General features: G+C 33.2%; 25 protein-coding genes, 1 pseudogene and 1 other annotated feature. Of the genes and pseudogenes, 18 read left to right on the top strand and 8 right to left on the bottom strand.

Annotated elements, in window-relative coordinates:
- Positions 1 to 3: 3 nt before the first annotated feature.
- From AC1RPN_RS03230 to rpmF, 3 genes are all read left to right on the top strand, one after another.
- Positions 4 to 1,146, top strand: a complete 1,143-nt coding sequence (locus AC1RPN_RS03230; protein ID WP_481762405.1) for a nucleotidyltransferase — start codon at positions 4 to 6, stop codon at positions 1,144 to 1,146.
- Positions 1,147 to 1,226: 80 nt separating this feature from the next.
- A complete protein-coding gene (locus AC1RPN_RS03225; RefSeq protein WP_409022679.1) occupies positions 1,227 to 1,775 on the top strand; it encodes a YceD family protein in 549 nt (182 codons plus the stop codon).
- A gap of 55 nt (positions 1,776 to 1,830) precedes the next feature.
- Positions 1,831 to 2,010, top strand: a complete 180-nt coding sequence (gene rpmF / locus AC1RPN_RS03220; RefSeq protein WP_057973392.1) for a 50S ribosomal protein L32 — start codon at positions 1,831 to 1,833, stop codon at positions 2,008 to 2,010.
- A 79-nt stretch (positions 2,011 to 2,089) separates the two neighbouring features.
- Here the strand turns inward: rpmF and AC1RPN_RS03215 are convergent, their stop codons facing one another.
- Positions 2,090 to 2,593 carry a hypothetical protein gene (locus AC1RPN_RS03215; protein ID WP_481761209.1) on the bottom strand — a complete coding sequence of 168 codons (504 nt, stop codon included), beginning with the start codon at positions 2,591 to 2,593 and terminating at the stop codon, positions 2,090 to 2,092.
- Positions 2,594 to 2,777: 184 nt separating this feature from the next.
- Between AC1RPN_RS03215 and gndA the strand changes: the two genes are divergently transcribed.
- Positions 2,778 to 4,199, top strand: coding sequence for an NADP-dependent phosphogluconate dehydrogenase (gndA, locus tag AC1RPN_RS03210; protein WP_481761210.1), 1,422 nt, complete (start codon positions 2,778 to 2,780; stop codon positions 4,197 to 4,199).
- Positions 4,200 to 4,457: 258 nt separating this feature from the next.
- Here the strand turns inward: gndA and AC1RPN_RS03205 are convergent, their stop codons facing one another.
- From AC1RPN_RS03205 to AC1RPN_RS03190, 4 genes are all read right to left on the bottom strand, one after another.
- The gene (locus tag AC1RPN_RS03205) at positions 4,458 to 5,024 is read right to left on the bottom strand and encodes a hypothetical protein (RefSeq protein ID WP_481761211.1); all 567 of its coding nucleotides are present in this window, start codon (positions 5,022 to 5,024) and stop codon (positions 4,458 to 4,460) included.
- A gap of 91 nt (positions 5,025 to 5,115) precedes the next feature.
- A complete protein-coding gene (locus tag AC1RPN_RS03200; protein WP_481761212.1) occupies positions 5,116 to 5,967 on the bottom strand; it encodes a DNA/RNA non-specific endonuclease in 852 nt (283 codons plus the stop codon).
- Complete coding sequence (locus AC1RPN_RS03195) at positions 5,967 to 6,614, bottom strand: sunset domain-containing protein (RefSeq protein ID WP_481761213.1); 648 nt, start codon at positions 6,612 to 6,614, stop codon at positions 5,967 to 5,969. Before AC1RPN_RS03195 ends, AC1RPN_RS03200 begins: the two co-directional genes overlap by 1 nt.
- Positions 6,615 to 7,217: 603 nt before the next feature.
- A complete protein-coding gene (locus AC1RPN_RS03190) occupies positions 7,218 to 7,748 on the bottom strand; it encodes a GNAT family N-acetyltransferase (protein WP_481761214.1) in 531 nt (176 codons plus the stop codon).
- 156 nt (positions 7,749 to 7,904) lie between these two features.
- Between AC1RPN_RS03190 and AC1RPN_RS03185 the strand changes: the two genes are divergently transcribed.
- The 4 genes from AC1RPN_RS03185 to AC1RPN_RS03170 all read left to right on the top strand — a co-directional run bounded on the left by AC1RPN_RS03185 (position 7,905) and on the right by AC1RPN_RS03170 (position 11,700).
- Positions 7,905 to 8,762, top strand: coding sequence for an aldo/keto reductase (locus AC1RPN_RS03185; protein ID WP_481761215.1), 858 nt, complete (start codon positions 7,905 to 7,907; stop codon positions 8,760 to 8,762).
- A gap of 313 nt (positions 8,763 to 9,075) precedes the next feature.
- Positions 9,076 to 9,234 (top strand): hypothetical protein, encoded by a 159-nt coding sequence (locus tag AC1RPN_RS03180; RefSeq protein ID WP_481761216.1) that lies wholly within the window; start codon positions 9,076 to 9,078, stop codon positions 9,232 to 9,234.
- Between the two features lie 271 nt (positions 9,235 to 9,505).
- Positions 9,506 to 10,192, top strand: a complete 687-nt coding sequence (locus tag AC1RPN_RS03175) for a response regulator transcription factor (protein ID WP_409022671.1) — start codon at positions 9,506 to 9,508, stop codon at positions 10,190 to 10,192.
- A gap of 38 nt (positions 10,193 to 10,230) precedes the next feature.
- Complete coding sequence (locus tag AC1RPN_RS03170) at positions 10,231 to 11,700, top strand: HAMP domain-containing sensor histidine kinase (RefSeq protein WP_481761217.1); 1,470 nt, start codon at positions 10,231 to 10,233, stop codon at positions 11,698 to 11,700.
- Between the two features lie 99 nt (positions 11,701 to 11,799).
- Here the strand turns inward: AC1RPN_RS03170 and yidC are convergent, their stop codons facing one another.
- Both yidC and AC1RPN_RS03160 read right to left on the bottom strand, forming a co-directional pair.
- Complete coding sequence (yidC, locus tag AC1RPN_RS03165; protein WP_409022669.1) at positions 11,800 to 12,732, bottom strand: membrane protein insertase YidC; 933 nt, start codon at positions 12,730 to 12,732, stop codon at positions 11,800 to 11,802.
- 87 nt (positions 12,733 to 12,819) lie between these two features.
- The gene (locus AC1RPN_RS03160; RefSeq protein WP_481761218.1) at positions 12,820 to 13,095 is read right to left on the bottom strand and encodes an acylphosphatase; all 276 of its coding nucleotides are present in this window, start codon (positions 13,093 to 13,095) and stop codon (positions 12,820 to 12,822) included.
- Between the two features lie 134 nt (positions 13,096 to 13,229).
- Here AC1RPN_RS03160 and AC1RPN_RS03155 point away from each other — a divergent pair, with 134 nt between their 5' ends.
- The 8 genes from AC1RPN_RS03155 to AC1RPN_RS03120 all read left to right on the top strand — a co-directional run bounded on the left by AC1RPN_RS03155 (position 13,230) and on the right by AC1RPN_RS03120 (position 21,383).
- A complete protein-coding gene (locus tag AC1RPN_RS03155) occupies positions 13,230 to 13,994 on the top strand; it encodes a TrmH family RNA methyltransferase (RefSeq protein ID WP_481761219.1) in 765 nt (254 codons plus the stop codon).
- Positions 13,995 to 14,110: 116 nt separating this feature from the next.
- Complete coding sequence (locus AC1RPN_RS03150) at positions 14,111 to 14,611, top strand: HD domain-containing protein (RefSeq protein ID WP_409022666.1); 501 nt, start codon at positions 14,111 to 14,113, stop codon at positions 14,609 to 14,611.
- A gap of 121 nt (positions 14,612 to 14,732) precedes the next feature.
- Positions 14,733 to 15,077 (top strand): winged helix-turn-helix transcriptional regulator, encoded by a 345-nt coding sequence (locus AC1RPN_RS03145; RefSeq protein ID WP_481761220.1) that lies wholly within the window; start codon positions 14,733 to 14,735, stop codon positions 15,075 to 15,077.
- Between the two features lie 43 nt (positions 15,078 to 15,120).
- Positions 15,121 to 15,349 (top strand) — a binding site (T-box leader).
- Between the two features lie 61 nt (positions 15,350 to 15,410).
- The gene (pheS, locus tag AC1RPN_RS03140) at positions 15,411 to 16,457 is read left to right on the top strand and encodes a phenylalanine--tRNA ligase subunit alpha (protein WP_409022664.1); all 1,047 of its coding nucleotides are present in this window, start codon (positions 15,411 to 15,413) and stop codon (positions 16,455 to 16,457) included.
- A gap of 5 nt (positions 16,458 to 16,462) precedes the next feature.
- The gene (gene pheT, locus AC1RPN_RS03135; RefSeq protein WP_481761221.1) at positions 16,463 to 18,883 is read left to right on the top strand and encodes a phenylalanine--tRNA ligase subunit beta; all 2,421 of its coding nucleotides are present in this window, start codon (positions 16,463 to 16,465) and stop codon (positions 18,881 to 18,883) included.
- Between the two features lie 51 nt (positions 18,884 to 18,934).
- Complete coding sequence (gene mltG, locus AC1RPN_RS03130; RefSeq protein WP_481761222.1) at positions 18,935 to 20,071, top strand: endolytic transglycosylase MltG; 1,137 nt, start codon at positions 18,935 to 18,937, stop codon at positions 20,069 to 20,071.
- 83 nt (positions 20,072 to 20,154) lie between these two features.
- Complete coding sequence (gene greA / locus AC1RPN_RS03125) at positions 20,155 to 20,637, top strand: transcription elongation factor GreA (RefSeq protein WP_481761223.1); 483 nt, start codon at positions 20,155 to 20,157, stop codon at positions 20,635 to 20,637.
- A 77-nt stretch (positions 20,638 to 20,714) separates the two neighbouring features.
- A complete protein-coding gene (locus tag AC1RPN_RS03120; RefSeq protein WP_481761224.1) occupies positions 20,715 to 21,383 on the top strand; it encodes a potassium channel family protein in 669 nt (222 codons plus the stop codon).
- 49 nt (positions 21,384 to 21,432) lie between these two features.
- Here the strand turns inward: AC1RPN_RS03120 and AC1RPN_RS03115 are convergent, their stop codons facing one another.
- Positions 21,433 to 24,069 carry a YfhO family protein gene (locus AC1RPN_RS03115; RefSeq protein ID WP_481761225.1) on the bottom strand — a complete coding sequence of 879 codons (2,637 nt, stop codon included), beginning with the start codon at positions 24,067 to 24,069 and terminating at the stop codon, positions 21,433 to 21,435.
- Between the two features lie 235 nt (positions 24,070 to 24,304).
- On the opposite strand from AC1RPN_RS03115, the pseudogene AC1RPN_RS03110 reads away from it, so the two are divergent.
- Both AC1RPN_RS03110 and AC1RPN_RS03105 read left to right on the top strand, forming a co-directional pair.
- Positions 24,305 to 25,198: pseudogene (locus AC1RPN_RS03110) on the top strand (peptidoglycan D,D-transpeptidase FtsI family protein); the annotation flags it as partial.
- A gap of 108 nt (positions 25,199 to 25,306) precedes the next feature.
- Positions 25,307 to 26,380: a penicillin-binding transpeptidase domain-containing protein gene (locus AC1RPN_RS03105; protein ID WP_481762408.1), complete on the top strand. Its 1,074-nt coding sequence runs from the start codon at positions 25,307 to 25,309 to the stop codon at positions 26,378 to 26,380.
- Positions 26,381 to 26,392: the final 12 nt, after the last annotated feature.

The following is a 26,392-nucleotide window of genomic DNA, read 5'->3' as shown; positions in this document are numbered from 1 at the left end:
TACTTGGACACGACTGGGGTTATTGTTGAATATAATCCGTTTCATAACGGACATTTGTATCAGATTAATCAAATAAAAGAAAAGTATCCTGATACGACGATTATTGCCCTTATGAGCGGACAATTCTTACAGAGAGGTATTCCAGCTGCACTTGATAAAGAGAGCCGTACGGAGCAAGCATTGCAATCTGGTGTTGATTTAATAGTTGAGTTACCCGTTGCATTTTCTGTTCAACCGGCTGATTTGTTTGCTCAAGGTGCCATTAAATTATTGGCCGGATTAAAGATAACCAGACTTGTTTTTGGTGCTGAACATCCTGATTTGGATTTTATGACTATCGCAACTGAAATTCAAACGTTAGATAGTGAGTTTAATCAGTTTAATGAAACGTATGCCACACAATATCAACGAGCTGTTTTTGAAAAAACAGGTGTTCAAATTAATCGGCCTAATGATTTGTTAGGTTTAGCTTATGCTGAAGCCTGCATAGCCGAAAAAGCCGAAATCCAGTTATGTCCGATTCAACGTATAGAGGCTGATTACCATGAAACAAAATTTGTTGATACTCAAAAAATTACAAGTGCAACAGCAATTAGATTAGCAGTTCAACATCAAGAATCGATTGTAGAAGTTGTTCCTAATCAAACTCGACTTGATTCAGAAAATGAAAGATGGGCCGATTGGACAGATTTTTGGCCATATCTTCGATATCAGTTGAGTCTATCAACACCAGGTCAATTATCGTCGATTTATGGCATGTCTGAGGGTATTGAGTATCGTTTGTTGCAGCAGTACGAAAAGTTGCCTGACGAGGCTAATTTTGATGATTGGGTCCAAGCCGTTAAGTCGAAACGAGTAACTTATACAAAAATCTCAAGACTAGCAACTTATATTTTGTTACAAATAAAGCAAAATGAAATTGACAAACAATATAAGCAGCCTTATTATCATGTCTTAGGGTTCTCAAAAAAAGGTCAAACGCTGCTTAATCATTTAAAAAAGGAAGTGCCATATCCTATAATAACAAAAATTAGTAAAAAGGATAAAGAGGGACTTTACCAATTAGATTATCGAGCAGGAATTATTTATGGGCTAGTTAGTCATAAAAAATCGGATCTTTTTAGAAGACCTAAACAAATTAATTAACATACTGTCAAGGATATACCATTGACAATGTTTTTAATCACAGGTATAATCATAAGCGTTGCATTAGGAGGCATATTTGCATGAAATGGTCCTTAGTTGAGTTAAAAAAACAAAGTGATGAACCACTTCAAGTTGACGAAATGTTAAACCTTTCCGAAGGATTAATGCTGCGCAACAAAACAATTACAGCTGTTTCAGAAGTCCATGTTACGGGCATTCTGTCAGCAGATCATCAAGATGTCATTGGTCATTTTAACGTTAGTTTAACAGTTGAAATGCCATCAACACGATCATTAAAGAGTGTCGATGTCCCATTAAATTTTTCAGTTGATGAATTTTATGTAGGCTATCGCGATAAAGCACTTGAACGGTTTGATAAAAATGATGTTGTAATTATTTTGGAAGAAGATATGCTCAATTTGAATTCTGTGATAGAGGATAATGTGTTATTACAGATTCCGATGCAGATACTGACTGATGATGAGAGAAAAGCAGAAGATTTACCAACCGGAGACGACTGGGAAGTTCTTACTGAAGATAAACTCGTACAGGTTAGAAAAGAAAAAGTTGATCCTCGATTTGCCTCATTACAAAATTTTTTTGATAATGATGGTTCTGAAGAGGAATAAACATAACAATACTTTTATTAAAAGTTTTGGATAATTTTAAAGGAGGTGTTTGATAATGGCAGTACCAGCACGTAAAACATCAAAAACACGTAAGAGAATGCGTCGTACGCATTACAAGTTAACTGTCCCAGGTATGAGCGCTTGCCCTAACTGTGGCGAATTAAGAAAATCACATTATGTATGTCCTAGCTGTGGTTTTTATGACGGAAAAGAAGTCGTAAAAGTAAACAACTAAATCTACATTAAGTAAAAAGCCTTAACAACCATGGTGTTAAGGCTTTTTCTGTACAAAAAAAATAAGATTCAATTGAATCTTATTTTTTTTCACTAATTTTCAAACTTATAATTTTGAAGTCTGTCTCTGGATCAAAAAATTGAAAAGGTAATTTGGCATGGCTTTCAATATAAGTTACATTTTTAGCCGGTGTTTTAACAGCCTTAAAAGTGGGCGATTTGATAGATTTAATTAAATCTATCAAATCTAGAAGTAATAACTCTGGTTTGTTACTAAGATTAGACCAGCCTGAAAATTCGGAACGATAATTTTTAAAGATTGTTTTTCTTATCGGACTGATGAAAGCATTACTACTGTCATTTTCGTAAGGAATTGACTGAGATGCGATAGTGTGCTGACTTGTGGTACTATAAATTTGAATTCGACTATCTTTTAAATCTAAAAAATCGGCCGTTAATAATTTGTCGTTAACTTGGACAACTAAGTCAAAAGTAGGGATATTGTTAGAAAATTCTGCTTTTGCGCGACTGTATAAAAAAGTATCGATGGCATAATATAATTCTTGTACTTCAACTAATTTCATATTTGAAAGACCTCCTGAAATCAGTATAACAAAAAAAGGTAAAATAGATAGGAATTTTTGATGTCTAGTGTATAATTGACGTTGAAAGTTAAATGGGTTTATTGACAAAGTCGGTAGCTGATACTTTCTTAGATTACATGGTTTTTGATTCACAAAAAATTAAAGAAATGTAGGAGGTATTATAATGGATAAAGCACAAATTGGTGTTATTGGAATGGCTGTTATGGGTAAAAATCTCGCATTGAATGCTGAGAGTCGTGGCCGTACGGTAGCTATTTATAATAGAACGGGAGCTAAAACTGAGCAAGTTATGAAAGACCACTCAGAAAAAAAATTAGTACCCAGCTACTCAATTAAGGATTTTGCAGATTCATTAGAAAAACCTAGAAGAATTATTATCATGGTAAAAGCTGGCAAACCAACTGATGCTGTTATTGCAGAACTATTACCATTCTTAGATAAAGGTGATGTTTTAATTGATGGTGGTAATACTTACTTTGAAGATACAGTACGCCGTAATGCAGAATTAGATAATTCTGGAATTAACTTTATTGGAATGGGCGTTTCAGGTGGCGAAATTGGTGCACTTGAAGGACCATCAATGATGCCAGGTGGCCAAAAAGAGGCATATGACCTTGTTGCACCAATTCTTGAGGAAATGTCTGCTAAAGCTAGCGATGGGACACCATGTGTGACTTATATCGGTCCTAACGGTGCTGGTCATTATGTTAAGATGGTTCATAATGGAATTGAATATGGTGATATGGAATTAATTTCTGAATCATATCATTTGTTAAGAGATTTATTAGGCCTCTCAGTTGATGAAATCGCTGATATCTTCTCTGACTGGAACAAAGGTGAATTGGATAGTTACTTGATCGAAATTACTGCTGATATCTTAACACGTAAAGATGATTTAGGCACTGGTAAACCTATTGTTGATGTTATCCTCGATCGTGCTGGAAATAAAGGTACTGGTAAGTGGTCATCACAGAGTGCACTTGAATTAGGTGTTCCTCAGTCAGTTATTTCTGAATCTGTTTATGCACGTTACATTTCAGCAATGAAAGAAGAACGTGTTGAAGCAAGTAAAGTTTTACCTAAACCAGAAGTTAAATTAGGTGAATTAGATAAAAAAGAATTAATTGAAAAAATTCGTGAAGCATTATACTTTAGTAAAATCATGAGTTATGCACAAGGATTTGAACAATTACGTGTTGCCTCAGAACATTATGAATGGGATTTAAACTTTGGTGATATGGCTAAGATTTGGCGTGCTGGATGTATCATTCGTGCCCGTTTCTTACAAAATATTACTGACGCATTTGACGAAAAAGCTGATTTAAATAACATCTTATTAGATGGTTACTTCAAAGATATTGTTAAAAAATATCAAGAATCAGTTCGAGATATCGTTGGTATTGCTGTTAAAGCTGGTATTCCAGTTCCTGGATTCAGTGCAGCAATTACGTATTACGATCAATACCGTTCAGAAGTTTTACCTGCTAATTTAATTCAAGCACAACGTGATTACTTTGGTGCTCATACGTATGAACGTACTGATAAACCAGGTTCATTCCACTATACTTGGTATACTGAACAATAAAAAAAGTTAATAAATATACTAAAAAAGGCTATCTAACAACGATTTAAAAGTTGTTAGATAGGCCTTTTTTTCTTTTGGTTACGCTTTTGGTTACGTTTGAGTTAAGTATCTAAATATTGTAATAGTTTTGAAGTTACTGTTATATAGATTTGGGTAATCCTTACATTGGAATGACCAAGTAGATCTTCAATGCTGTTAAAGGAGGTACCGACTCCATGTAAAATTAACAAACACAAAATTGTTATCACTCTTTAAAAATTAACGTTGATATCCTAAATTTGGAGAAGTGACTTTTCCAGTAGATTTATTGACGTCAAATTCTACCATGTGTGTTTCAGTATCGAAGACGGATACAATATATTTATTACCTTTATCTAAAGTATCGCTTGATTTAACTTTTGGTTCCCAGTCGCTTGTCTCATTATTGAATGATTTAAAATAGCTTAAAGCAAGTGATTCAGCTTTTGATTGCGTCATCTTAGTTGATGTAGATGAACTTGTAGATTTTTCAGTGGTAGTAACGTTATTTTTCTCAGCCTCAATACTAGAAGAGCTTGCGGCAATAGAACTTTCAGCTGCGGTAATTGAAGAACTTGCAGCTGAGATGCTAGATGCTTGAGCAGATGATTCTGATGATGCTTTACTTTCGGAAGTTGCTTTTTTTATGGACTCTTTCTTACTTGATTCCTTTTTAGCTTTTATAATACTAGATGATGCAGCCTCAGAAGATGAAGAATCCTTACTTGTATTCTTGCTATTCCCACATGCAGTTAGTGAAAGTAGTGTGATGGCAGTAATCCCGACTATTGTTATTTTTTTATTCATAACACAAATTCCTCCAAATATTTTTATAGTAAAAAGCGAGCAGTGGGAATTGAACCCACTCGAAGTATCTATACGCCCGTTATCTATTTGTTTAATTTAGTGTACTAGTACCATCCCTATAATTAAGAGTAACACCGGCCTCTACATTAAAAATGTAAGTATTGAATTTAATTGAGGAGCTACCAATAGATTGAGCTTCCATTTGTACGCCACGAGCAAGAAGTTCATCTCCTCTGAATATTGGAGTAACGCGGTATCTAATATAGTTATTAGGATGTTCTTTAAGGTAAGTAGCTATATCCATTTCATGGGCAAGCATTTCAGGTGCATTCAGTTCACGAGTACCCGTAATTAAATTCTTTGGATTATTGTTCTGACCTGATAATTGATAACCAATTAAATGGCTACGATTATATAACCATCCGTTACTAATACGTTTATTTTTCCAGCCAGTAGGGTTCCAAGTTAACCCTTCGCGTTTCGCGGTAGGCATTAAAGATTTACTTAACATTGCATTGGCGGTTCCAGCACGATTCAGAGAATCTAGGTTGCTGTACGCTTCCCAAGTACCTTTACTAGTAGATAGGGTGCTTTCGCTGAAAGTAGGAATATTATTATTAACTTCTATTTCAGATTTATCACTATAGTTTAGAGATGATAAATCAAGTGTCTTAGATTTTTTAGTTGTTTCTTTTTTTGAAGAATCTTTACTATCATATTTAGCTAACTTATTTTTTAATTCTTTGATTTCTTTGTTAAGTTTGTCTAATTTCACTTGTTCTTTATCAACTTTATTATTAATTTCTTCTGCTTGCTTTTTGGCAGTATAGTCGTAAGTAACATGTGAATCAGATTTTGCTAAAACGGTAGTCGTGTTACTGATACCAATAAAAGTGAATGATAAAATTAGAACACGTATTAATAAATGATTAGTTGATTTCATTATTTTTTCGCCTTTCTATATCCAGCATCTTGAGCGGCTTGTTCTGTTTGGAAAGTAATCGCATTTGATTTACTCATTTTATAACCAGTTTGACCGGGAGTATGGTAAATTTTAGAATTAGTATTACCGATGATGGATCCTCCGCCAGTAGTAACAGAATCTGCGTTAGATGAATCCGTAGATGTAGAATTATTTTCTTTTTGAACGCTGTTAAAATGTTCTTGTTCTTTTTTTGCAGCTAGTCTTTGAGAACTTTCAGATTTAGATTTAGCTTTAGATTCACTTTCTTTTTCAGAAGTGGCTTTAGATTCTTTCTCATTTAATTTTTTACTCAATGATTCAGCTTCAGATTCTTTTGAAGAAACTTCTTTTTTTATAGATTCATATTTTGACTCTGCCTTTTTCTTATCGGCAGAGCCAACTTTTGTTACGGTAGTAAGGGGCGATTGTTTTTTAGTTGGTTCGGCCTGACTAGTCATCCCAATGCCTACAAGTGAAATGATCAGTACAGCAGTAGGGTACCAAACCCGTTTCTTGATTTTAGTGTATATATTTGGATTTTTAGTTTTTGTCATAAATCTTTTAACTGTGTAGTAAATAATAAAATATATTGAAATAAAAAAAATAAGTGCAAATAAAACGTTCATAATACGTGTTCCTCCAAAGATTTTTGTAATGTAAAATAAGCAATAAAAATTGTCTCAGTAATAAAAGTTATGTTGGTAATCTTTTTAAGACAGAAAGCTTGATTGGGCGGAACTAGATTCTTTGACACTAGCATTTCTACTTGAAGAAGGTGCAGTGATACCAATTAGAACGAGTAAAATAAATGAGATTAGGAAACTAAATAATATTAATTTTCTTGCATGATTAGTATCCTTTTTGTTAATTTTTGCGATAATAAATTTAATAACATATACCAAAAATGTGATAAAAGTAGTAATAAATAAGAGAGCGAAAAAGATACTCATGTGGAAAATCCTCCAGAAATAATATTTTTAGTGAAATATTGCGTAATTAGATTATGATGGACATACTCTATATCAATACAATTTTACTATTAAACTTTATAATAGTATATGAAAATAATTATTAGATGAACGTTATGAATATGTCACATTGGGATTAACGTTAAGACGTTAGTTTATGGATATGAAAGAAAAATTAGGCTGAAAAAATCTATTGAATCCCGAAAATATAAAGAATTATTTGTATAAAAATAGAGTGGATTTTCCCACTCTATAAAAAGGCTAATTTTTGGAGTCACTACTGTTTAGAACTAAAATAAAATCGGTTTGGATAGCATCGCCTAAAACAAAATCATGTTGGCTATGTTTTGTTAAGCCTTGTTTTTCATAAAAGGAGAGGGCAGGTTTATTATGTTCCCAAACTCCCAACCAAAGTTGATCTTTTTTAAATTCTTTGGCAACCTCTTTAGATTTTTCAAATAGAAGTTGACCTAATCCCATTTTTTTGTGATTTTTGCGAATGTAAATTCGTTGGATTTCTAAGCCGTTCGGAAAGTCATCTTCAGTTTGTGCGTCGTTAATATTTAATTTTAAATATCCAGTTAACTCATCATTAACATGTACGAAGTAAAAGAATGCATTTGGATCATTTAATTCACTCGTTAATTGTGGTAAAGAATAAGCGGTATCCAAAAAATCTTGTAAATCTTTTGGATCGTTATCTGCAGCGAAAGTATCAGTAAAAGTTTCAATGCTAATCTTTTGTAATATTTCTAAGTCATTAATTGTGCAAAGTGTGATAATAGGTGTCATCGCTTTTTCTCCTTATATGTAATCTAAAATACTTATAGTAATAGTAGCCTAAAGCTGAAAAATAAACAAATATTAAAATAATATAGCATAATCCTTGACTCTGAGTGCACTCCAAGTGTTTAACTTAGTATATTAAATAAAAAGGGAGCGATTTAAATGAATACAGTTACATTAAATAATGGAGTGAAAATGCCACAACTAGGTTTTGGCGTGTATCAAATTCCTTTAGAAGAAACTGCAGAGGCAGTTTATCAAGCGATTAAAGTAGGATATCGATTACTAGATACAGCGATTGCCTATGGAAACGAAGTTGAAACTGGGGAAGCTATCCAAAGAGCGATCACTGAAGGATTAGTGACACGAGAAGAGTTGTTTGTCACAACCAAATTATTTATCCAACATGTTGGTGAAGAAAAGGCGATGAAGGCAATTGATGAATCACTAGAAAGAATGCAGTTAGATTATCTAGACTTATTCTTGATTCACCAACCATACGGTGATGTATATGGTGCTTGGCGCGCTTTAGCTACCGCACAATCTGCTGGGAAAATACGTGCTATTGGGGTGTCTAACTTTGATATCGGAAAATTAATAGAATTCTCTCATATGAATGGTGTGGCTAAAGTTCAAGTTAACCAAATAGAAGTGAACCCATGGAATCAACGTTTAACGGATGAAGCCTATCATGAAAAATTAAGCATTCAAATGGAAGCATGGGCACCTTTTGCTGAAGGCCGGTTAGACTTATTTAAAAATGAAACATTGTCAAAAATTGGTAAACAATACGGTAAATCAGTTGGACAAGTTATTCTAAAATGGTTAATGCAACGTGGTATTGTAGCACTTGCTAAATCTGTGAGACCGGAACGAATGGCAGAAAATATCGACATATTTGATTTTGAATTAACAGTGGAAGACATGGCAACTATTACTGCCTTAGACAAACAAGAATCTGCCTTCTTTGATCATAATGATCCAGAAAGAGTTGAACGGTTCATGGAATTATTGTCATAAATTACCTGAAGTAAAGTTATTTTGCCAATGGTAAATAAAATATAAGTATAAGTATATAACGGAAAAGAAGCATTTGGGATAATTTTATCTATTTGAAGTGGAACCCCCTAAGTTGGAGAAAAATCTAACTTAAGGGGTTTTATTGTGTTCTTAGTTGAAATAAAGGAAAAAACTTTAATAGTTAACCAATGAGGTAGTATGGAATAAGATAATCCGTAACTATTTTTTAAGACGCTAAGGTATAATTTCGATATTCTAATATCCTAACTTAACGGCACACTTAGAAAATATAATGTGGTTTGGTGGAATTATTTTGTCAGAGAATAAAACCTTTTCATATAAGGTTTTTGAAGAAGTTATTTTGAGTATGCTGAATGGAGAAATCCGTGTTAACGTTGTAAAAGAAATTGAAATGGCAAAATTTATAATTGAATTATCGGTTTTACTGATTAAAGCTGCTGGTATCGAATAACTAATTCCAATTTTTAGTTTTCATTTTAATAAAGCGTTAATGATATATTTTTTAAAGTTAACGGTTTGTTATATTAATTTTATTACTCTTTTAGTTAATAATATATTAAAAAAACGGTTAAAAAGTGCTTGAATACCTATATGAGTTGAGCAGTGCAAAGTGTATGCAAGAATATCATTTAATGGTAGAATAAGAAAAGTAAGATATCGGTTAAAAATTGTGTGTATATGGATGAGAAAATAAAATAAAACTAACAGGAGATCATGAAAATATGAGTCGTATTCTAATAATTGAAGATGAAAAAAATTTAGCGCGCTTTGTTGAATTAGAATTACAACATGAAGGATTTGAAACTGAGGTTCATTTTGATGGGCGAACGGGTCTAGAAGCTGCTTTAAATGAAGATTGGGATTCAATTCTACTTGATTTAATGTTACCTGAATTAAATGGTCTTGAGGTTTGTCGCCGTGTACGACAAGTTAAAAATACACCAATCATTATGATGACGGCTCGTGATTCAGTTATTGACCGCGTATCTGGCTTAGACCATGGAGCAGATGATTATATTGTTAAACCATTTGCAATCGAAGAATTATTGGCGCGTTTACGTGCATTGTTACGTCGTATTGATATAGAGGGTGAACAAAATGTTGCAAAACAGACAACTGTCACTTACCGTGATTTAACAATTGAAAAAGAAAATCGTGTTGTTCGTCGTGATGAAGAAGTTATTGAGCTAACCAAACGTGAATATGAACTACTTTTAGCTTTAATGGAAAGTGTTAATGTTGTTTTAGCTAGAGATGTTTTATTAGCTAAAGTTTGGGGATATGAATCAGAAGTTGAAACAAACGTTGTGGATGTTTATATTCGTTACTTACGAAATAAAATAGATCGTAGCGGTGAAGAAAGTTATATTCAAACGGTCAGAGGAACAGGGTACGTAATGAGATCATGAGAAAAAAAATAACCCAGCATCCAAAAGAAGTAAGACGTATGTCACTTAAATGGAAATGGGCATTAGGAACGGCAATAGGTGTTTTACTTATATTTGCCGTTTTTTCTGCGCTTATTTTTCAGAGTTTTAGTGGCGTTTTATTAGATAAAGAAAAAAAAGATGTACAAGATACTTTAAGAACGGTGACGCAACAGTTAAGTCGTGAGAATCAAGACTTAACAATTTCAAGTACTGCACAACATTTAAAACCGATAAATGCAGATTCTCGACCAGATAAAGACGAAAATAACTTGTACTCAAATGCAGTAATTGTTAATTTATCAAGAGAAAATATTGCAGTAGGTGTTTATAATTTGAAGCAACAAGAAGTTTTTGCTTCAAGAAATTTAAACGTACCATTTGTTAAAAAAAATAAAATGACGTTTACTAGCCAAACAATTGATGGCGCAAATGGATATGTTGCTAGAAGAGCTATTTATTCATCTAAAACTGGCAAAAAAATCGGGTATGCACAAGTAACTAATGCTTTAGAAAATTACCATAAAATTAGTAATAAATTAATTCTAATTTTTATTGTTTTAATTATTACGGCAACCTTTGGTAGTGCTATATTAGGGTATATCCTGGCATCTTGGTTACTGAGACCGATTGAAGTAGTGAACGAAACTATTGATATTATTAATGAAGGCGAAACACCAATTGGACATGTACGTGTCCCAGATATGCATAGAAATGATGAGTTATCTGATTTGGCGGACTTGTTCAATAGTATGCTAGATAGGATGGAGCGCTACGTTGATCAACAGCAACAATTTGTTGAAGATGTCTCACATGAGTTAAGAACCCCTGTAGCAATAATTCAAGGTCATATGGAATTATTGAACAGGTGGGGTAAAGATGATCCGGCAGTTCTAGCGGAGTCGATTGAAGCATCTTTGCAAGAAATTAATCGTATGAAGAGTTTAGTTCAAGAAATGCTTGATTTATCAAGAGCTGAACAAGTAGAGATGACATTTAAAAATGAGTTAGTTGATGTCCGATTAGTTGTTTTACAAATTTTCAATGATTTTAAAATGATACATCCCGATTTTACGTTTATTTTAGATGAAGATTTTAATGGAGAAAGTTTGGTAAAAATATCGCATAATCACTTAGAACAAGTTTTAATTATTCTAATGGATAATGCCGTTAAATATTCAGAAACAAGAAAAGAAATTCATATTTCAGCATCAAAAGATATGAAAATGGTTCAAATTGCTATTCAAGATTTTGGTGAAGGAATTTCTAAAGATGACTTAAAAAATGTTTTTAATCGCTTCTATCGCGTTGATAAAGCTAGAAGTCGTGATAAAGGCGGTAATGGTCTTGGATTATCAATCGCACAAAAACTCATTATGGGTTATAAAGGAACATTAGTGGTAGAAAGTGTTGAGAAGCGTGGTTCAATATTCAGAATTTCGTTGCCTCTAGCTACTACTAAACCAACCGAAAAGATAAGAAGAGACTAGTGTTGAAATGCAATACAAAAATTTAGACAGTATAATAAAAAAAGCTTACCATTCTTAGAGCAATTCTAAGAATGGTAAGCTTTTTTTAATGGTTAATCTTTATTTGCGGTTTTGTTTACCAGCATTACGATTACGATTATTTTTTGCTACATTTGAAAGATTATCTTCAACATTATCAATTGTTTGTTCCACTGTTTCTTCAACAGCATCAATTGTTGAACGTTCTCTAACAATTGGTGGGTTCTTAGCAAGTTCAGCTTGAATTTCGCGACGAATCTTAGGACGCATTAACATAATTATAAATGTTTGAACACAAGCGAAGAGGCCACCGATGAAGAAGTAGAGACCAATACCTGCTGGCGCACTCATTGTAACAAAGACCATCATAACTGGACTAGCAATTAACATTGTTTGCATTGTTTTCTTTTGTTCTGGCGGAATGCCAATTGTTGAAATGAATCCTTGACCCAAATACACAATGAAACATAGCACAGTAAAGATAATTGATGGTGTACCTAATTTAATGCTAAAGAAGACAGCATCCTTTAATTCTGAAGAATATAAGATTGCAGCGTATAGCGCAGCAAAAATTGGCATTTGAACTAATAATGGTAGGCAGCCAATTCCGCCAGTCATGCTGACGTTGTTATCTTTATAAAGTGCCATCATTTCTTGACTGATAGCTGCTTTTTCTTCTGAACTTTTAGCATTTTTTTGTCGTTCTTGAATGACTTTTAATTGTGGTTGAATCGAACCCATTTTTTCTTGTTGAACGGTCGCTTTTTTCGATTGATTAATCATCATTGGCATAAGTGCCAAGCGAATGACGATTGAGATAACGATAATTGCTAGACCGTAGTTGTTACCTAGATGAGCGGATAACCAGTCAAGCAATCCCTGAGTTGGTTTTGCTAAATAGTCGTAAACCATCCCAAAAGGATTACCATTCTTGTCTCTGCGGACGCATCCCGATAGGAACAGGACAAGCGCCATGAATATTGGGAGCATTGTTAAACGTTTAATCTTTTTCATTAATATATTTTCCCCTCTTAAAGTGACTATATCGATTACTATACTTTAAATATAGGGGGATTTCAATGGGCTATAAATAAATCGTAATTAGTAAATAACGGTAAAGGCAGTCGGCATATAATTAGTTAAGGAGGTTTCTTTATAATCAGTCACCTTACCGGCTGGTGTAGGTGAATTTTTAACTTTTTGAATAAATTTTTCTAATTGGGTATTATCTGAACTACTTGCTTTAATTGTGACGCTGTCATCAAAATTATTTTGTACTGACCCGTAGATGCCTAGATCATCGGCTAATCTCTTCGTCGTATATCTGAAGCCAACACCCTGCACGCGACCAAAAACAGTTATTTGAATAGCACTCATAATGTAATCCCTCCATATTATAAAGTAGATATAGGCATTTATTGCTTTCATTATAACTGGAAAAGATGATAATGACCAACTAATGCTATTTTAAATATGCTATAATTATTTCCAATAGTAAGAGGGGTACATTTATGGAAAAAATTAATTCAACACAGAATGCTAAGATTAAATACTGGAAAAAATTACAAACTAAAAAAGGTCGTAAAAAGGAAAATAAATACCTTTTAGAAGGCTGGCATTTAGTTAAAGAAGCACTCATGGCAAACACAAAAATTGAATATTTGCTTGTTACTAATGATTTTAGATATTTTGATGAAATAGCCGATACGACAATTGAGCAAGTAGAAATCTCATCTGAAGTTAGTTTATATCTTGCTGACACGAGTACGCCACAAGGTATTTACGCGGTAACTGAGATGGAAGAAAATCAACAATTATCAGTTGACCATTTAACTGGTGGCTGGTTAATGCTAGATGGTGTTCAAGATCCAGGAAATATTGGAACAATGGTTAGAACTGCCGATGCTGCCGGTTTAACAGGTGTCATTTTTGGTGAGGGTAGTGCAGATAGTCATCATCCTAAAGTTTTACGTTCGATGCAGGGAAGCCAATTTCATGTTCAATTAGTGGATGCCGATTTAATGGAAGTTACTACCTTATTCAAAGAAAATAATATTGCTATTTATGGTTCTGAATTAAATGAAGATGCACTTAGTTATCGTGAGATTTCTGCTACAGATAATTTTGGTTTAATTATGGGAAATGAAGGTAACGGGATGCGTAATGACCTGTTAAATGAAACGGATGCTAATTTATATATTCCAATTAAAGGTCGTGCTGAATCGTTAAATGTCGCTATTGCTGCAGGTGTACTAATGTTTCATCTTAAAGCTTAATTATGATATTTGGTGAAATTATTACGATTTACTAAAGATAACTGATTGCGCTTGCAATAGGTGCTCAATCAGTTATGATGGAGATAGGAAAAAATATTTTGGGGGCGTACTAGTATATGAAAAAAGATTCGTATCTTGATGATGAATTATATATGAGTTATGTTGGAGACCTTTTGGCAAAACCAGAAGTTCAAAGATTAAGTGAATATACACAACATCATTTTTCTACTCGATTAGAACATTCAATCTCAGTTTCCTATGACAGTTATCGTATCGCTAAAAGATTACATTTAAATGCAAAAGCAACGGCAAGGGCCGGATTATTACATGATTTATTTTACTACGATTGGCGTACAACTAAATTCGATCGCGGTACACATGCTTGGATTCATCCGCGTATCGCTATTAGAAATGCAGAGAAGTTAACGACATTATCTGATTTAGAAAAAGATATCATCATGAAACATATGTGGGGTGCTACTGTTGCACCACCTAAATATCCAGAGGGATATATTGTAACCATGGTTGATAAATATGAAGCAACAAGTGAAGTTTCATCACCGTTAAAAAATAAATCAAAACATAGCTTTCAGCAATTAATTGCAATTTTAAAATAGTTTTAAAAAGGATAGGCCTACAGGCTTATCCTTTTTGTTTTTTCGAAAACGAACCAATTTGTTTACTTTTTGTTAGTTAATGATAAAATATAGTAATAAAGTAACTGAGGAGGGGTTAATTATGCAAGTTGTTCAAGAAAAAACAAATTATGAAATGTGTCCTAAATTTGAAAAAACTTTTTCAATATTAGGTAAAAAATGGAACGGTTTAATTATTAACGTTTTATTGGATGAAGGACCTCAACGATTTAAAGAATTAGCTCAAAAGGTTGATAAATGCAGTGACCGTGTATTAGTTGAACGTTTAAAAGAACTTGAAGATACTAATATTATCTCAAGAGTCGCCATCGGTGAAACTAGTCGTAGTTTTTATGAGCTTACTGAACAAGGAAAAGACATGAAAAATATGATGGATAGCGTCCATACATGGTCAGAAAAGTGGTATACACTTAAAGATTGCGAGTAAGACTTGACGATAGGCTTTGATACCTTTAAACTATGAATATAGAATAAAGGCTTAGACAGAAAATAGTAGATATTTTTCTTGGATTTAAAGGGATGGTTAGCTAGACTGAAACTAACCAATAAATAAAATATTGAATTCACTTCTAGAGCTGTTAATTAATGTAGGCTAACTTAAATCATGCAATTAACCGGTTAATGGCCGTTATCATTTTGAGTGTTTGGGAATTTGTATTCTCAAAAACAAGGGTGGTACCGCGAGACCTCGTCCCTTTTTAGGACGGGGTCTTTTTGTGTCTAAAATCTATCAAAACAACTAATAAAGGAGTCGATATTAATGGATTTAAAAGAGAAATTACTTGAGTTACAAGAAAAAGGCTTGAAACAAATTCGTGAATCAGAGGATCTAAAACAAATTAATGCTATTCGTGTTAATTTACTTGGAAAAAAAGGACCAATCACAGAAGTTTTAAGAGGTATGAAGGAATTATCAGCCGAAGAACGACCTAAAATTGGTAGCTTTTCTAATACCATTAAAAATGAGTTAGCTGAAGCTATTCGTGTGAAAAATGAAGAACTTGAAATTAAAATGACTGCTAAAAAGTTGGAAAAAGAAAAAATCGATGTAACGCTACCAGGTGCCCAAATTCAATTAGGGCAGCCACATGTTATTATGCAAGTGATTGAAGAATTGGAAGAGCTCTTTTTGGGTATGGGGTATCAAGTTGTTTCAGGTCCAGAAATAGAAGAAGACCATTACAATTTTGAAATGTTGAACTTACCTGCGGATCATCCCGCTCGTGATATGCAAGATACATTTTATATTACAAAAGAATTATTAATGAGAACACAAACATCACCCGTTCAAGCAAGGACAATGGAAACACATGATTTTTCAAAAGGACCATTAAAAATGGTTTCACCTGGTAAAGTTTATCGACGTGATACAGATGATGCAACGCATTCACATCAATTTCACCAGTTCGAAGGGTTAGTAATCGACAAACATATTACGATGGCAGACTTAAAGGGAACGATTGAACTGATTGCTAAAACAATTTTTGGAGAAGAACAAGAAATTCGGTTACGACCAAGTTACTTCCCATTTACGGAACCGTCAGTTGAAGTCGATGTGACCTGTTTTAAATGTGCGGGTAAAGGGTGCTCAATCTGTAAATACACAGGCTGGTTAGAAGTTTTAGGCGCTGGAATGGTACATCCTAATGTATTAAGAATGGCCGGTGTCGACCCTGAAGTATACGGTGGTTTTGCCTTTGGTTTAGGACCAGATCGTTTTGCGATGCTTAAATATAGTATCGACGATATTCGTCATTTTTATTTAAACGATAATCGATTCCTGTCACAATTTACGAAAAGAGGTTAGAGATAATGAAAGTATCTAAAAATTGGTTGAATGAATATTTAACATTAGAAATTGAACCTGAAATTATTGCTGAAAAAATAGCTCGTACAGCCGTTGAAATTGATAGCGTTGAACGTCCTTCTGAAGGACTTAAAAAAATTGTTGTTGGATATGTTGATAGTTTGGTACCACATCCAGACTCTGATCATTTAAATATCTGCCAAGTTGATGTTGGTGAAGGATCTCTTAGTCAAATCGTTTGTGGCGCACCTAATATTGCCGCAGGGCAAAAAGTTATTGTTGCATTACCCAATTCTAGAATTGCTGATAATGTTAAAATCAAACGTGGTAAAATGCGCGGACAAGCTTCTGAAGGTATGATTTGTGCATTACAAGAAATTGGATTTTCAGATAGTGTCGTGCCTAAAGAATTTGTAGAAGGTATCTACGTAATGCCAGAAAATGCAATTCCTGGTGAATCAGTCTTTGATTACTTAGGTATGAATGATGACATTATTGATATTGATGTGACACCAAATCGTGCTGATATGTTAAGTATGCGTGGGGTAGCACATGAACTATCTGCTGACTATGATGTTCCGGCAACATTTAAGCATCCAGAATTGAAAGAAACATCTACTGAAAAAATTGAAGATTACATTTCTTTATCGTTGCCTGATAAAACGTTAGCACCCACATATTCGATGCGCGTGATTAAAGATTTAACAATTAAAGCAAGTCCAATGTGGTTACAAATTCGTCTTTGGAACGCAGGCGTTAGACCTATTAATAATGTCGTTGATGTGACCAATTATATATTGATGGATTATGGTCAACCATTACATGCCTTTGATTATAATAAATTGGGAAGTAAAGATATTTTAGTAAGAACAGCTATTGCTGGCGAAAAGATTACAACACTAGATAGCGAAGAACGTGAATTAAAAGAAAAAGATATTGTGATTACAAATGGTAAAACACCGATTGCTATTGCTGGGACAATGGGTGGCGAATCAACACAAATAACCGACGAAACTGTGACAGTTGCGATTGAATCTGCAGTATTTAACAATTCAATGGTTAGAAAAACAGCACGCACACATGGTATTCATAGTGAAGCCTCAATGCGATTTGAACGTGGTATTAACGTTGAAACAGTACAAGAAGCACTTGATGCAGCAGCAGAGTTAATCGCTAATTTAGGTGATGGAACAGTTGTGTCGGGTACGGCAAGTGCAAGTAAGCTAGAAGCAGAGTCAACTTTTGTTGATACAACGGTGGCACATATTAATGGTGTACTTGGGACTGAATTATCAGAATCTGAAATCACTAAATTATTTAAACAATTAGGATTTACGGTTGTAAATCGCGATGGTACTTTAAATGTTGAAGTTCCTGCAAGACGTTGGGATATTAGTATTGAAGCAGATTTAGTAGAAGAAATCGCGCGTATTTATGGATACGATAATATTCCTTCTACACTACCAACTGGCAAAATGACTCCTGGTAAATATACTTATAAACAAAAAATGATTAAACAGGCGCGTCATATTTTGGAATCAGCTGGGTTATCTGAAGTTATTAGTTATGGATTAACAACGGAAGAAAAAGCTGGTAAATTTATTTTTGAAGAAAAAGATGTTTTTACGACAAATTTAATGTTCCCAATGAGCTCAGAACGAACAACAACAAGAATGAACTTAATCAGCGGGTTATTAGATGATTTAGCGTACAATGAAGCACGAAAATCTGACAATCTTGCTTTCTATGAACAAGGAAGAGTCTTTTTCCGCAGTGAGGGCGAAGAGCGACCTACTGAAATTGAACATATTGCAGGTGCAATGACAGGATTATTTAAACTTGCAAATTGGCAAAATGAAAAACAACCTGTTGATTTCTTCATGATTAAAGGTGTTGTTGAACAATTATTAACACAATTAGAATTAGTTGATGATGTTACTTATGTATCTTCTGAAAGTCATGAAGATATGCATCCAGGACGAACAGCTGATATCTATTTAAAAGATGAATTAATTGGTTTTGTCGGCCAAGTACATCCTAATTCAGCTAAAGAATTTAATTTAAAGGAAACATACGTTTTCGAATTAGATCTTCAAAAATTAGTTGATGCGAAAAAAGCAGACCGATTATTTGCGCCTATTTCTAAATTCCCATCAGTTACTCGTGATGTGGCCCTCCTAGTTGCTAATGATATAGCTAACAGTGAGATTGAAGCGTTAATTAAAAAACAAGGTGGAAAGTCTTTAATTGATGTTCATTTATTTGATCTTTATCAAGGATCTCATATTGAAAATGGCATGAAATCCCTTGCTTATACGTTAACTTATCAAGATATTACAAAAACTTTGGTTGAAGAAGATGTCACAAATGATTTTAACCGTGTTATCGAAGCTTTAAAAGAGACGCTTAGGGCTGATATTCGATAATTTAGGACGCAGCTTAATAATACTTATTATTAAGCGTGAGGAGGTTAAACAATGAAAAAAGATGATACATCTCCAGAATTACCGCCAGAGAATAATAAAAACCAGGCTAAGAAAATTATTGCAGGGGTCATTGCATTATTATGTATATTACTACTGACAATATTGTTTATGACCTATAGATATATCAAGGCATCTTTAGATCCACTAGATAAAAATAATAATAAAATTGAACAAGTTTATATTCCAATTGGATCAAGTACAAAACAAATTGGAACAATTTTAGAAAAAAATAAAATTATTAAAAGTGGTACGGTGTATACGTACTATGTCAAGCAAAAAAAGGTGTCACAATTTAAGGGCGGCTACTATCAACTTAAGGCATCTATGAGTTTGGATAAAATTGCTTGGACACTTCAACAAGGTGGAAGTAGTGAGCCTATACAAAATAAATTAGCGAAAGTATTAGTTGGTGAGGGAACAACAATTAACCAAATCGGTAAATCCATTTCAAAAGAAACAAATTTTTCATATAATGATTTTATTAAATTAATGAAAAATAAAACTTTTTTGGATTACTTAGATAAAAAATATCCAGATCTTTTAGATACCACTATGGCATCTAAAAACGTGAGATATCCTTTAGAAGGTTATTTGTTCCCAGCTACGTATACTGTTTATAAAAAAACAACGTTAAAAAATCTTGTTGAGCAAATGATTGTTAAAGCAAATGATGAATTATCGCCTTATTATGCAACAATAAAAAAACAAAAATTAACAGTACAAGAGGTCATTTCTCTCGCTTCATTAGTTGAAAAAGAGACGGAAAACCATAAAGATCGTCAAAAAATTGCCGGTGTTTATTTCAATCGAATTGCATCAGAAATAACGTTACAATCAAAAATATCAGTTAGTTATGCGCTAAATATACCGCAAAAAGATTTAACGTCAGCTGATTATTACGTGGATAAACCATATAATTTGTACGTTTATAAAGGATATGGACCTGGTCCATTTAACAATGCTAGTTTAGATTCTATCCAGGCTGTTTTGACACCATTGGACAGAAAGAAAGGTAATTTCTATTTTATTTTCAATTCAAATTCTAAAAAAATAGAATATTCTAAAACGTATGAATATTACCAAGCATTTTCACCTATGACACAGGCTGATAATGATTATGTTCAATAATCCACGCAACCGGTTTACAATCACAAAATTAAATGTTAACCTGATAGGCATATTGAACTTATTAATTTTAAGAGGAGTAAGTGATGGCAGAAGATAAAGTATATCCAATGACCGTAGACGGTAAAGTTAAACTTGAAGAAGAACTTGAAACATTAAAAACAAAAACGCGTGCAGAAATTATTAATCGTATTAAGATTGCACGTAGTTATGGCGATTTATCAGAAAATTCAGAATATGAATCAGCTAAAGATGAACAAAGTTTTGTTGAAGGCCGAGTTAAAACAATTGAACATATGCTCCATTATGCAGAAATTATTGATAACGCTGGTGTAGATGCTGACGAAGTTTCTGTTGGTAAAACAGTTTCATTTATGGAACCTGGTGAAGAGGAAGAAACATACACGATTGTTGGTGCGGCAGAAGCTGACCCAATGTCTGGTAAAATTTCAAATGAATCACCAATCGCTAAAGGATTAGTTGGCCATAAATTAAATGAAACAGTAACAATTGAAACACCAAATGGTAATTTTGAAGTCAAAATTACCGATGTTAAAGATAATTTATAAAAGCTAAATATAAAAGATTAAGTTGCAAATCATTTGTTACTTAGTCTTTTTTTATTAAATTAAGTAGGTGAGATAAGTTGAAAAAGAATTTTGCAATAATCGGTTTAGGTCGATTTGGTGCGAGTGTTTGCGAAACGTTGATTGAGTATGGGCAAGAAGTTTTAGTTATTGATAGGGATGAAGCTCGTGTAAATGATTATATGGATATTGCAACACATGCTGTTGTTGCCGATGCACAAGATGATGAAGCTTTAAAATCAATCGGTATTCGTAATTTTGATCATGTGATTGTCGCAATTGGTGAAGATATTCAAGCAAGTATCTTAGTCACATTGATGGTTAAAGAATTAGGTGTTCCTGTCGTAACGGCTAAAGCATTGAATAAATATCACGCTCGTGTACTCCAAAAGGTTGGGGCAGATCATATTGTTCATCCTGAACGAGATATGGGAATCAAGTTGGGTAGGGCATTAAGTTCTAATCATTTGTTAGATTACTTAGATTTAGATGATGATTACCGATTGGCAGAAATTGATATGACAGATCCGAGATATGTTAATAAGACATTAGATGAATTAAATTTCAGATCAACATTTAATTTAAATGTAATCAGTATTAGACGTGGTAAAGAAATGATTATTTCACCATTAGCAGATCAAATTATTTTACCAAATGATCAGGTACTGATTATTGGTGAAACAAAAGCTGTCACAGAATTTGATGAAAAAATGAACAAGACTAAATAAAAGGACAAGATTGCATATTGCAATCTTGTCCTTTTGTATTATACAAAAACTATTTAATCAATCTTTTTGTGTGAACGATAATTGGCTTAATAAGTATCAAGAGAATAGCCAAAATTGAGACGATCAAACCAATACCCATGTATGGTGGCCAATAGATAAGTTTAACGGTATGATTTCCCTTAGCAACTTTAAAGCTGAGAAAAGTATTCAATGATTTATTAGTTGCTACGGATTTACCATCAACTTTAACATGCCAACCTTTACTGTATGGAATCGTTGTAAAGACGACTTGATGATTACGTTTAACTGATATTGAACCTGTGATTGAATGTTGATTGTATTTTGTAACGTTTAATTCACTAGATTTTAGTTGCTTAATTTGGGATTTAAATGAATTAACATTCATTTGATAAAGCGTAAAGTTTTCTAAGAAAAGGGTTCTTTTCTTTAATTTAGCTGTCAGAACTATTTTTTTACCTTTATTATTGGATGCAATATTAACAACAACTGTATTTCGATACGTTTTATATTGTTTTAATTCGTGACCATTTAATTTAAATAAAACATTATCAGTACTTAATCCTGAACCTAAGGTTAAATAATAAGCATCGTTTGTTGTTGGTGTGTATGTGAAAGTGACTAGTCCAGATTTATTTAGTTTCGTTTTTGTTAGAATAGAATTTGTTAAATTAATTTGTGAACCAACGTTATCAAAATTGACAGTATTAAAATTAATTGGTGTAAATAAAGCATCGTTATTAATACCGGTTAGAGCAGATAACCAATCAGACTGATATCTTAATGGGTTAGTTGTTTTATTCTTGTTTGTCAATATAGTATCATTTGCTGCATAGCCAATTGATAAAGCATACGGATTTTTAACCGTTTCAGTTAACGAGTTATTTGAGACAGGTCTATAGTAAGCTGTATCAGGTTTTTCAGTTAGTGGTGTCAATGTTTCTAACTGTGTGTCCAATGCCTTAGAAGTCCGTAATTGTTTTGGTGTAAAAACGTACTTCATATTTAATAGGGCATCTGTTACCAAGGTACCATTTGAGTAAGTGACATAATTATCACCATCAGGTTGTCCTATCTTACCGTAAAAAGTTGGGATTGATTTTGAAAAAGCAGAACTAAAATGGGAACCGCTGAAAAAATCAGCTGACATGGCATCATTTTTAGTCCGACTGTATGTTTGTGCGACACGATAGAAAGAATTATCAATTTTTTTTAACGATTTACTTTCAGTTGCTAGGGCAGTCGTTGACACGTCGTATTCACTTGTAGATAAATAACTAATGTTATCTAATGAATAAACAGCGTTACATGACATCTCAGCTATTACACTTGCAAATAACAACCATTTGAATGAAGGTGATGCATGATCTTGGAACTGAATTAAAATTAACGTTAAAAGAATAAATAAAATTGATAGGAATAAAGTTTCATCAGATAAATAACTATAAGATTCTTTTGATATAAATAAGTACGTAAACATTCCGATGAATAAAAGACCTACAATACTCAATTTCCAGAATTTTATAGGATTAAAGTACTCAAATTGTTGAGCAGCTAAAAGGATAATCCAAAAGCAAAATACAAATGAAAAACGATAAGGATACCAAACTGGAAATTGCATTCCGTGCCATAGTAAATCTAAAGGTTCAAAGCACATCGATAGGATCAAGAAACTTGTGATTAAAAAAGAGACAACCCGTTCTTTAATTGAAAAACGGTTATTCATGAAATATAAGATAAAACCAATTAAAGCCAAACTCCCTACAAAAATATTAGGGAAACCAGAAGGCATTTGATCAAAATTGAATGAACCAATCACAAATTTTGAAAGCATCGCTAAAGGATTATATTCAATTTTTGCTTTAATAGATTCTTCCGTGTATTCTCCCTTACTTGAAAGCAATGAGAATAGAGTTGGAAAGAGGATAATTGCTGAAATTGCTACAGAAACTAGAGATTTATAGATGAAAATCCATGATTTTTTAAAAAATTGTTTAACTGATAGAGATACACGACTTGTTGTATATAAGAAATATAAAATCATAAAAAGACAGACCATATAACCCATATAATAGTTAACGATTAAAAGTAACGCAAGCCACCAAGTATAAGCCCAACTTTTTGAATTCAACTGTAATTTTTCAAAGCCTAAAATAACTAAAGGTAATAGAATAACAGCGTCTAACCATAATAAATTAAGTTGGTTAGCAATCGTCCAACCCATTAGCGCATACGCTGTGGCAAATAATGGGATATAAAGTGAAGTCATTCTTGTTGTTTTCTTTAATAATAAACCGAACGTAAGGCCTGATAAGGCATATTTTAAAAGGGTGACTACCATAACACCCGCTAAAATTGATTTTCCTGGAAATACTAAGAAAATAAGATTAAAAGGACTCATTAAGTAGTATGCCCACTCACCTAACATATCACCACCAATTGCTTGTGAAAATGAATAGAAAAAACTAGTAGGATGATGGAGAAGTGTGGCTCTAAAATAAGAGAAAAAATCAATATATTGCTGACCTAAATCAACAGTTAATAGAGAACTATTCCCAAAAGGATACATTTTGCGGCCAATAAAGTAACAAAGCATAATGAATAAAGGAATAAGGAAACTTAGAAGGAGTACATGATTCTTTTTAAGATAATTTTTAAGCTTAACCATTTTAAAACCTCTCTGACTATTAATGTATGGTAATAAGAATAGCATATTTGGGACTTTACCGCATAAATCAGCAGCAGATAAAAATATATTTAATCTGATTATTAAAGTTTTTATTATAATATAAATTGTTAGCCTGTTTATTGGGCCAATGAATCTTAAAAATGTGGTAATATGGTAAATGATATATTTATACGAATTAAAAGACTAATAATGATACAGTGAGAGGTAATTAAACGTGAAACTTCCAAAAACAAAACAAGGTCGAAGCAAACAAAATAAATCACATATTCCATTTAGATTAAATTTCCTGTTTTTTATTGTTTTCCTACTTTTTGCAGCATTACTGGCGCAGTTAGCCTATTTACAAATTTTAAACGGAGCTTCATTTGAAGCGACAGTTAATAGTACGGATACGACAACAGAAACTAAGAATGTACAGCGTGGGATGGTTTATGACTCAACAGGTAAGGTTCTAGTTGGTAATAATTCTTCTCGAGCAATTACTTATACAAAAGGATCAGGTATCCTATCGCCTGATTTATATAAGATAGCTAATAACTTAGTAACCTATGTCAGTATTGATACGAGTAAATTAACAGACCGCAATGCTGCTGATTACTACTTAGCGGATAAGGGGCATTTAAAAGCTGTCACTGCTGCTGTAAAAAAAGAAAAAAATTTAACATCTGCTGAGTTAAACAAATTATCAACTACTGATTTTAATACATTGACAGTAGCATATGCTGTTAAAAATAACATTGATTCATTAACTGATGAAGAAAAAGAAGCTGCTACTGTTTTTGGGAAAATGACGGGTGCTTATTCATTATCAACTGTTTACTTAAAAACCTCTGATGTTTCCGATAAGGAGATGGCTGAAGTAGGTGAACATTTATCAGGGATGAATGGGATTAAAATAGGAACTAACTGGTCACGAAGTTACCCAAATGGTAAAAGTATGAACAGTATCATCGGAAATGTCACTAGTGAAGCTACTGGGCTACCTAGTGATAGCGTGGAAACGTTAATGACTGAAGGTTATTCACGAAATGATAGTGTTGGTCAGAGTTATTTAGAAAAACAATATGAAGATGTTTTAAAAGGAACAAAGTCACAAACTAAGGTTGAAGTGGCTAATAGTAAAATAGTAAAACAAGTACAAGAATATAGTGGTAAAAAAGGTGATAATCTCGTCTTAAATATTAACGCTAAATTCCAAGCTCAAGTTCAAAAGATTATGAACGATAGTGTGAAATCAATTGCTGGAAGCAATCCTTATAATCCAGGGGCCTACGCAGTTGTCATGAACCCAAATACAGGTGCCGTTTATGCAATGGCCGGTGTTAATCGAAATATTAAAACAGGTAAGATTACGGATGATGCTTTAGGGTCGATTAATCAAGTATTTACCATGGGTTCTGTTGTAAAAGGTGCTACGGTTATGGGAGCTATGATGGATGGGGCAATTACACCAACTAGCAATACCATAACTGATGAACCTATTAAGCTTGCTGGGACAGCTCCTAAGTCATCATGGTTTAATACATCTGGTTCAGCTAACGTTGCGTTAACAGCTTCTGATGCATTAATGGTTTCTTCTAACTCGTACATGATGCAGTTAGCAATGAGAGAAGGCGGATTCAAATATTCAAGTGGTTCTTCACTGGATATGTCGAATTCAATTTTCCCCAAAATGCGTGGTTACTTTAATCAATTCGGACTTGGTATCAAAACAGGTGTTGATTTACCTGGTGAGTCAACTGGTTTTGAGGGTGTAGCTAACCAAACAAATATTGGTAAAGCACTTGATTTATCTTTCGGAAATTATGATTCATATACAACTATTCAATTAGCGCAATACATGTCAACGATGGCTAATGGTGGTACAAGATTACAACCACAAATTGTAAAAGCGATTCGTTCAACAAATGAGGATGGTTCTTTAGGTTCTGTTCAAACTGAAATGACACCTAATATTTTAAGTACAGTTAACGCAACAAAATCAGAATTTGATGTTGTTCAATCAGGATTTTATAAGGTTGTTCATGGATCAAGTTCATTGAGAACTGGGAATGCGATGAGTGATGTAACACCATCAATTTCAGCTAAAACAGGTACTGCTCAAACATTCTATGGAACATCTGAAACTGAAGCACTTAGTTTGGCTTCATATGCACCTTCTAACAAGCCTAAAGTGGTCGTTGCACTCGTTTTCCCTGGAATGGCTAATAATACAGGTAGTGCTGTGAATGGTCAGGCAGCAGTTTCAATTTATTCAGCATTTTGGAAAACTGTTGAATCTGATAAATAATATTAAGGAAAT

The organism is Dellaglioa sp. CoH-57-MRSF-20, from assembly GCF_056781955.1.
This window is presented reverse-complemented; position numbering and strand designations above follow the sequence as displayed.